This is a genomic window from Cephaloticoccus capnophilus (genome assembly GCF_001580045.1).
Lineage (GTDB): Bacteria > Verrucomicrobiota > Verrucomicrobiia > Opitutales > Opitutaceae > Cephaloticoccus > Cephaloticoccus capnophilus.
In genome coordinates this window covers 26290-35146 of the sequence record NZ_LSZP01000035.1, presented here as the reverse complement: position 1 = coordinate 35146, position 8857 = coordinate 26290, and the positions used below count along the sequence as shown (strand labels likewise).

Sequence of the window (8857 nt, the reverse complement as noted above, 5' to 3'; positions counted from 1 at the left end):
GGGGGGGGGGGTAATATTAGAACTAAAACACTTAACACTGACTAATAGATAAATAAAGTATACAGGCAGTAGAGAAAAGGTGCGCATAGTGGCTATGCAAGCGCAGCGCTTCAGTCTTATTCAAAATAGATACTCTGCCATCTCTTCCCCAAGCGCTACGCAAGTATACAATTGGGGAAAGCTGGCAGGGCAGCGTATCTTTAGCGGAGAAGCACTCCGCTAAATCGTGAGGACATTATCCTTATAGTGCTGGATTGGTTTGACGCCGAGCTGGCCGGTGGAGAGGGCGCGGATGCCGTTTAGCGCGGCTTCGGCTCCGGTGATGCTCGTCATGATGCACACGCTGTGGGCGTAGGAGGCCGCGCGGATGGCGTTTTCGTCGCGGCGCGGAATCATCCCACCGGGCGTGTTGATGACCATCTGGATTTGGCCGTTTTTCACCATATCGACCGCTGTCGGGCGGCCTTCGTCGATTTTTGCCAAGCGGGTCACGGGCACGGCATTTTCCTCCAAAACCTTTGCGGTGCCACTGGTCGAGTAGAGCGCGAAGCCGAGTGCGGCGAGCTCGCGGGCGAGCTTCACCGCGCGCGGTTTGTCCGCATCTTTGACCGAGAGAAAGACGTTTCCACTGGTGGGCAGTCCGGGTTTGGCGGCGGCTTGAGCCTTGGCGAAGGCGCGGCCCAGGTCGGCATCGAGCCCCATCACCTCGCCAGTCGAGCGCATTTCGGGCCCGAGCGTAATCATCGCCCCAGGGAAGCGCACAAAGGGGAAGACCGCCTCCTTCACGCACCAATGCTTCGGGCTAAGCTCGCGCGTGAAGCCGAGCTCTTTGAGGGTTTTGCCCGCCATGACTTTGGCGGCGAGCTTAGCGAGCGGCACACCGATCGCCTTGGCGACGAAGGGCACGGTGCGCGAGGCGCGGGGGTTGACTTCGAGGACGTAGAGTTGCCCGGCCTTAATCGCGAACTGCACGTTCATGAGGCCGACGACTTGGAGCGCACGGGCGAGCGCGTGGGTCGCGCGCCGCACGGTGTCGAGTATCTCGGCGCCGAGTGTGTGCGGCGGCATCACCATCGAGGCGTCTCCCGAGTGCACCCCCGCAAACTCGATGTGCTCGAGCATCCCGCCAATAACCGATGTCTCGCCGTCGCTGATACAGTCCACGTCGAGCTCGACGGCATCTTCTAGGAACTGGTCGATGAGCACCGGCTTATCGGGCATCACCTCGAAGGCTTGGCGAATGACGGCCTGAAACTCCGCTTCGTTGTAAACGATAAACATCCCTCGCCCACCGAGCACGAAGGAGGGGCGCAGGAGCACGGGGAAGCCGATTTCGCGCGCGAAGTGCAGGGCTTCCTCTTGGTTCATCGCCGTGCGGTTGGCGGGCTGCTTGAGGTCGAGCCCGTCTAAAATCGCCGCAAAGCGTTTGCGGTCTTCGGCCGTGTCGATGCTTTCGGGAGAAGTGCCGATGATGTTCACGCCGCGTGCTTTGAGCGCAGAGGCGAGGTTGAGCGGGGTCTGCCCGCCAAACTGCACGATCGCCCCGTCGCATTTCTCCTGCGTGTAGATTTCTAAAACGTCTTCGAGCGTCAGCGGCTCGAAGTAGAGCCGGTCGCTGGTGTCGTAGTCGGTCGAGACGGTCTCGGGGTTCGAGTTTACCATCACGGTCTCGTAGCCGATCTCACGCAGTGCGAAGCTCGCGTGCACGCAGCAGTAGTCGAACTCGATCCCTTGGCCGATCCGGTTGGGCCCACCGCCCAGAATCATGATTTTCGGCTTAGCGCTGGGCGCGCCGATTTCATTCTCATCGCCATAGCTGGAATAGTAATACGGCGTAAACGCCTCGAACTCCGCCGCGCAGGTATCGACCAAGCGGTAGCTGGTGCCAAGGCCCAGCGCTTCGCGCCGCGCGCGAACGGCCTCCGGCTCGCAGCCCAGAAAATGGGCGAGCTGCACATCGGAAAACCCAAACTGTTTCGCGCGGCGCAGGAGCACGGGGTCGAGCGCGGCGAGAGCGGCGCCGCCAGCCTTCGCGCCTTCGGCCGCGGAGCCCGCGTTTTTGAGCGCGCGCTCCATGTCGTAGATTTCGCGCAGTTGGTGGAGAAACCACGGGTCGATCTTCGAAAGCTCGAAGATGTCGTCCACCGTCATCCCCACCATAAACGCGTAGCGAATGTAGAAAATCCGCTCGGCATTGGGCGTGGCGAGCCGAGCGCGGATCTCGCTCTCGTCGGGCGGGGTATCGAGCCCGTATTTGCCACCGCCACCGCCAAAGCCGCGCGCACCGATTTCGAGCGAGCGCAGCGCCTTTTGCATCGACTCCTTAAAGGTGCGCCCGATCGCCATCGCCTCGCCCACCGACTTCATGGCCGAGGTAAGCGTCGAGTCCGCATCGGGGAATTTCTCGAAGGTAAAGCGCGGAATTTTCGTAACGACGTAGTCGATGGTCGGCTCGAAGGAGGCGGGCGTGACGCGCGTGATGTCGTTGCGCAACTCGTCGAGGGTGTAGCCCACCGCGAGTTTGGCGGCGATTTTGGCAATCGGGAAACCGGTCGCCTTCGACGCGAGAGCGGAGCTGCGCGACACGCGCGGGTTCATCTCGATGACGACCTGGCGCCCCGTCTTCGGGTCGAGCGAGAACTGGATGTTCGAGCCGCCGGTCGCCACGCCGATTTCGCGGATGACGGCAAACGACGCGTCACGCATCGCCTGATACTCCTTATCGCTAAGCGTCATCGCAGGCGCGACCGTGATCGAGTCCCCGGTGTGCACGCCCATCGGGTCAAAGTTTTCAATCGAGCAGATGACCACGCACTGATCCTTGTGGTCGCGCATGACCTCCATCTCGTATTCCTTCCAGCCGAGCAGGCACTCCTCGATGAGCACCTCGTGCACGGGAGAGAGGTCGAGGCCGTTGGCCGTGATGTGCTCAAACTCCTCCTTATTATACGCGATGCCGCCGCCCGCACCGCCCAGCGTAAACGAGGGGCGAATGATGAGCGGGTAGCTGCCGATCTCTTCCGCTGCGGCGCGCGCCTCGTCCATCGTTTTGACCACGCACGAGTGCGCCACATCGAGCCCGATCTTGAGCATCGCCTGCTTAAAGAGCTCGCGGTCTTCGCCTTTGGCGATCGCCTCGGGCTTCGCGCCGAGCATCTCCACGCCGTATTTTTCCAAAATACCCGCCTCGTGCAGCTCCATCGCGAGGTTGAGCGCCGTCTGCCCGCCGAGCGTCGGCAGCAGCGCAGAGGGCCGCTCCGTCGCGATGATTTTCTCTAAAATCTCAACCGTCAGCGGCTCGATATAGGTCACGTCCGCAAACTCCGGGTCGGTCATGATCGTGGCCGGATTCGAGTTCACGAGCACGATCCGGTAGCCCTCCTCGCGTAGGGCTTTGCAGGCTTGGGTGCCCGAGTAGTCGAACTCGCAAGCTTGGCCGATAACAATCGGCCCTGCACCAATGATGAGGATGGACTGGATGTCGCTGCGTTTGGGCATATGGGTAAGGGCGTAGAGGCCCGCGAGGCAACCGAGCACGCACGCCGCCCGCAAGGCATCTTTGAGTGTTTGTGTACACAAGCCACGCTGAGCCGCCACCACCCACCCTGCACACGCCGCCCGGCGCCGCTCGCAAAAATCGCCGCGGCGCGCGCGACTTGAGGATTGACCCGCGCGGCACAGCCGCCCTGCTTTTCCCACTCAAGCACCAACACGCGGGTGTAGTTTAGTGGTAAAACTCCACTCTTCCAAAGTGGCCTCGTCGGTTCGATTCCGTCCACCCGCACCACAGCCGAGGGCTGTCTCATAGTTTGCGATTCAGATGTTGGCGGCGCGCGGTCGCTCGACCGGTTTTGTTTGCGCAGCGGCGATGCGGCTGCGTCACAGTCTGCCGACAAAATCAGCCCGCGACCGTGAACCTCGTTTTATTCCAGCCCGAAGAAATCGCCCGAGCGCTGCCGCGAGGCGACGCGCGCGCCGAGCACATCTTGGGCGTGCTGCGGCGAAGGGTCGGCGACTCGCTCGACGTCGGCCTCGCCAACGGCCCGCGCGGCAAGGCCACGCTCCTCAGCATCACAGCGAGCGCACTCGACTTCGCGTTTTCGTGGGAGCCGGCCCCGCCACCGCAGCCGCCGCCCACAACGCTCATCATCGGCCTCCCGCGCCCGCAAACCGCGCGCAAGATCTTACAAGACAGCGCCGCACTCGGCACGCGCGCCCTCCACTTTGTCCGCTGCGAGCGCAGCGAAGCCAGCTACGCCGATAGTCGGCTCTGGAGCTCTGGCGAGTGGCAACGCCACCTCGAAGCCGGCGCCGCCCAAGCCTTCTGCACGCACATCCCTCAAGTCAGCCACGGCCACACGCTCGCAGAAGTTATCCGCGAATTTACCCTTCCCACGGAAACAGCGACGACGCCCCCGAAAACAGGATCTGCGCCCCGGCCTCACGGGGTAAAACGCTCTGTGCGCGTCGCTTTAGATAACTACGAAGCGAGTGCGGCACTTAGCAGTATCGCTCTCGAAGCCGACACCCCGCTCATCGTCGCACTCGGGCCCGAGCGCGGCTGGTCAGGCAGTGAACGCGACACGCTCCGCGACGCTGGCTTCACCCTCGCGCACCTAGGCCCGCGCGTCCTCCGGCTCGAAACCGCCGTGACCGCCAGCATCGCCATCACCGCCGCCGCACGTGGCACTATGTGAGCGCCGCCGCGACCTGCTGGGTATACTCCGCAGCTATCTCAGCTTGCGAAGCCGGGGCGCCGCTCCTTTCGTTGGCACTGCCTCAGTTCTCGCGCGAGCTCACTGCTGAGTTTTCCCGAGAAAATCGCTTTCCCCCTACCCCAACCCGCCCGCAGTTTAAGCAGGCCTCCCCGCAATGGATTCGCCCAGTATCTCTACGCGCATCGCTATCGGCATCTGCGTTTTAAGTTTCTGCGCCTCTCTGTGGCATGTCAGCGCACGTACGATACGGCGCATGGGCTGGTCTGGAAAGGCGGTCGCTGCGGAAGCCACGCCTTACAAGCCCAGCGTCTCCGCCCAGCCTCAGCCGCGAGGGCCGTTCTCCGAGTCAGCACCGGAAACGGCAGCCGCAACTGTCACAGAAGCCGCCGCCACCGAAACAGCCCCTGCCAAAATCGAGCTACACATCGGGCACTGGCTTTTGCACACAGGGATGCGCGAGGCCTTCGATGCGACGATTGAGGACTACCAGCGGCTGCACCCCGAAGTGCGCATCACCCAGCTCCCCGTTCCGATACGGTTTTATCCGGCCTGGGCGCGCACCCAGCTTGTTGGCGGCACTGCCGCCGACATCACAGGCATGCTCGCACTTAACGAGGAGTTGATTAGCCACTACTACCTACCGCTCACCGAGTGGCTCGATACACCCAACCCGTACAACGCAGGGACGAGCCTCGAAGGCGTCGCTTGGCGCGATACTTTTTTCGACGGGCTTAACGGCATGCGCGCACTCACCGCGACCTCGGGCGAAATCAGCGGCGTCATCCTCCAAATCAACTCACTGCGGCTTTACTACAACCGCGAGATGCTCATCGAAATCACGGGCAGCGATACGCCGCCGCGCGACTTGGCAGACTTGCAAGCCCTCGCCGCCAAAGTGGATGCCTACAACCAACACAGCGGCAAAAGCATCATCCCGATCGCAGGTTGCGGCCCCTATGCGGGCTACGCCTTCGACCGCATCGTGCCGTCACAAACCCAACGCCTCACGCTCGACCACAGCCCGGCGCGCAACCTGCGAGTAAGCCCCTTAGAACTCGCCACACTCATAATCGACAGCGTCTTCAGTTACACGAAAACGCCAGAACTGCGCAGCAGCCTAGAGCTGATGCGCGAAGTCTCACAGTTGCTCACCCCGGGCTTCATGCAGCTCCAGCGAGACGAGGCAATCGCCACCTATGTACAACAACGCAGCCTGATGCTCATCGCGGGCAGTTGGGACTATGCGGCGCTGATCGACGGCGTGCCCTTTGAGACGCGCGCGCTGCCCGTCCTCGGCCCGAGCACTGCCGATCCGCAGTTTGGACAATTCACGCTGGGCCAAGTCGCCGAGCCGATGGACATCGAGGGCTCCATGGGCATCATCCGCAGCAGCCCACACCCCGAGGCTGTGCTCGATTTTTTGCACTACCTGACCAGCCAGCGCGCGGCCGAAAAATTCTCCCAAATCAGCCAGCGGCTCTCTGCCATAATCGATACCCCGGTGCCGCCAAACTTGGCGCAAATTAAGTCACGGCTCGACGGTGAGATGCCCGGCTTCACAGTCGACTTCCGCTCGTTTAGCACCGGCCACAGCGGCAACCACTTCCAACGCTACATTCACAAAATCGTCGGCCCCAAAGCCGATGTCTCGGGGGTTGCCGAACACCTAGACCGCGAGCTCCCCCGCTACCTGCGCGACGACATCGCTGCACACCTGCGGCACCTCCAGCGCGACATACAGCGGCTCGATGCGACGATCGCGCTGCACTACACACTCCCGCCCGAACATCGCGCTCGCGCCAACTGGCGGCGGCACAGCGAAGTCCAGCACCTACGCAAATTCGACGCACTGCGTTACCGTCCCTATGCCGAGTAGGCGCTGCCCCTCTCTTCTCCGACTAAAAAGAAGGCTTCCCCCATGTTAACCCGCCGCTACGCCCCTACCCCCGCTCTCCTGCTGCTCTGTGTTTTCGGTTTTTCGCTCAGTGCCACTCTGCCTCTCCGCGCGGCTAACGAGCTCGAGACCGACCCTTGGCAAGACGCACTTAACGTCGACTACACCACTGCCTCGCGGAAGTTGGAAAAACTCCACAAGGAAGACCCCAGCGATACGCGAGTCGCCATAGCGCACGCCGCAGCCCTCCTCGCCCGCGACCCCGTCACACAAAAAAATATCCTCAAAGCACGCGACCTTCTCCTAAGCCTAGTCGCCGATCTGCCCACGAGCGAGACTCGCTACCGCCCTCTTGCCCTCTACCTGCTCGGGCGTATCGACCAAGACCACATAGCCCCCGAGCGGCTCGACTCGGCACGCGAGTTTTACGAACAGCTCCGGCGCGAATATCCCGGCCACGAACTCGCTGACCAAGGCACCGTGCAACTCGCGCTCCTGCTTGCGATGCAAGCCCCCGACACGCCACTCGAAGACGCCGCCGCAAAGGTCGAAACCTTCCTGCCCAGCGTCACCGCCGACCACGCCAAGCGAGAGCTGCACTCTATCGCGGGAAACCTGCATTGGTACGTGCACCAAGATGCGCAAACCGCCCTGCCGCACCTCATCGCAGGCCGCGAACTGGGCTACGAAGCCTTTTATCGCAACAGCGACGTCGATATCATGATCGCCGGGCTCGCCCGCGAAATCGGCCTAAGCGAACTCGCGGCCAAACACTATCGCCGCTTCGCCGCGGCCGTCCCTCGCGACACGCGTGCGTACACCGCCCTGCGACTCGCCAGCGAACTCGAAGAGCAAGCGAGTCAACGCAAAGCCAACGCCAGTAGCCGCAACGAGACCGACACCCGCAGCGCCGAGTAATAGCCGCCGGCTACGGCACCGCGCCCGCGACGGAGGTAGATTTTCGCGCAGCACGGCTCGCGTTTCAAACGGGAACAGCCCCTAGCGCAGCCGCGCAAAAAGCCACGCAGCGATCGCAGCCATGCCCGCGTTGGGCAGCCACGCCGCCAGAGCCGGTTCGAGTACCTGCTTCACCGCGAGCGAAGTCCCCACGTTCATCAGCACGTAATACAGAAAGAAAAGCCCGATAGACTTCGATACCCCCACCGCCGGATTCATGCGCACCCCGCTCACGGCAAACGGAATCGCCAGCGCGATCACCACCAAGGGCGCGAACGTATCGGCCACCAACCCGAAGTAGCGCACGGCATACGCCACGCCCTTCGGATTTCCCTCTGCCGAGTAGTAATCGATCAGCCGCCGCAGTTCCAAAAACGACAAATCTGCAGGCCGCCTATCGACCATGAGCATCAAGTCAGGCTCTTCGTCGAAACTGCGCTCGATGAGTTGGGCAAATGGACTTAGCCCCCGAATCTCGCCGCTCTTCGTATCGAAAAACAGCTCCTGCCCATCGGCAAAAACCCAGCCACCGGCCGCCTCGTCGCGCCACGCCGCAGCCGCCACGATCCGCCGCGACTCCAGACGCTCACTCAGCCCCTCGACAGCAGCAGCGCCATCCATCGGCTCCCCCAGCTCTTCAAAGACCGAAACCGTCACCCCATAGCCTCGCTGAGTGAACTGGCTGTACCTATTGATAAACCACAGCCGCCCGCCGTGCCCTGCACTCGCCGCGGCACGATTGTCAAAGGCCACGCGCCGCACCGCGCCGATCGTATCCTCTTGAAATGCCGACTCGGCTTGGCGGCGAAATTCTAACGAGTCGCGCAGCGCGCGCGAGGTTTCGACCGACCACGGGACGACGCTCGCATTTAGCCCCCAAGTCACCGCACACATCCCCAAGCCCACCACCCACACCGGCGCAGTGATGCGCAATAGCCCCACGCCCGCTGCTCGCAACGCCACAAGCTCCCCCGCCCGATGCAGCCGCCCGAGCGTATAGAGCAGCGAAAGCAGGAGCGCAACCGGCAGCACAATCGCCAAAAACCCCGGCAAGGTCACCAGCACATAAAGCGAAAAATCCCGCGCCACCGCCCCCTGATCGCTCAGCATCCGAAAGTCGTCGTAGAGCACCTGCACAAGCAGCAACCCAATCATGGCCGCCAGCACCAGGCCCAAGACCTGTAGCCATTCGCGCAAAAGATGACGGTCGTAAATCCTCACAGAAAAAGCCGCACACCGAAAACTTTCGCGCCCACCGATGCAAAGCTATTCACTCCGCGCCCATTCC

The 8857-nt window shown here is 62.3% G+C and carries 5 protein-coding genes and 1 tRNA gene; 4 read left to right on the top strand and 2 right to left on the bottom strand.

Annotated features, from left to right (window positions below; translation table 11 throughout):
* Positions 1–219: 219 nt before the first annotated feature.
* Positions 220–3498: a carbamoyl-phosphate synthase large subunit gene (gene carB / locus AXK12_RS04290; RefSeq protein WP_068711808.1), complete on the bottom strand. Its 3279-nt coding sequence runs from the start codon at positions 3496–3498 to the stop codon at positions 220–222.
* A gap of 215 nt (positions 3499–3713) precedes the next feature.
* Between carB and AXK12_RS04285 the strand changes: the two genes are divergently transcribed.
* From AXK12_RS04285 to AXK12_RS04270, 4 genes are all read left to right on the top strand, one after another.
* Positions 3714–3787 (top strand) — tRNA-Gly (locus AXK12_RS04285).
* A gap of 124 nt (positions 3788–3911) precedes the next feature.
* Positions 3912–4697: a 16S rRNA (uracil(1498)-N(3))-methyltransferase gene (locus AXK12_RS04280; protein ID WP_231863537.1), complete on the top strand. Its 786-nt coding sequence runs from the start codon at positions 3912–3914 to the stop codon at positions 4695–4697.
* A gap of 175 nt (positions 4698–4872) precedes the next feature.
* Positions 4873–6594, top strand: a complete 1722-nt coding sequence (locus AXK12_RS04275) for an ABC transporter substrate-binding protein (RefSeq protein WP_082782642.1) — start codon at positions 4873–4875, stop codon at positions 6592–6594.
* Positions 6595–6636: 42 nt separating this feature from the next.
* Entirely contained in the window at positions 6637–7530 is an 894-nt protein-coding gene (locus tag AXK12_RS04270) for a tetratricopeptide repeat protein (RefSeq protein ID WP_068711793.1), read from the top strand.
* Between the two features lie 81 nt (positions 7531–7611).
* Here the strand turns inward: AXK12_RS04270 and AXK12_RS04265 are convergent, their stop codons facing one another.
* Positions 7612–8790, bottom strand: a complete 1179-nt coding sequence (locus tag AXK12_RS04265; RefSeq protein ID WP_068711791.1) for an LptF/LptG family permease — start codon at positions 8788–8790, stop codon at positions 7612–7614.
* Positions 8791–8857 lie beyond the last annotated feature (67 nt).

What these genes read in the sequence shown, in the direction of transcription:
- carB (WP_068711808.1), bottom strand. Translation starts at nt 3,498, where the DNA reads ATGCCCAAACGCAGCGACATCCAGTCCATCCTCATCATTGGTGCAGGG.
- AXK12_RS04275 (WP_082782642.1), top strand. Translation starts at nt 4,873, where the DNA reads ATGGATTCGCCCAGTATCTCTACGCGCATCGCTATCGGCATCTGCGTT.
- AXK12_RS04270 (WP_068711793.1), top strand. Translation starts at nt 6,637, where the DNA reads ATGTTAACCCGCCGCTACGCCCCTACCCCCGCTCTCCTGCTGCTCTGT.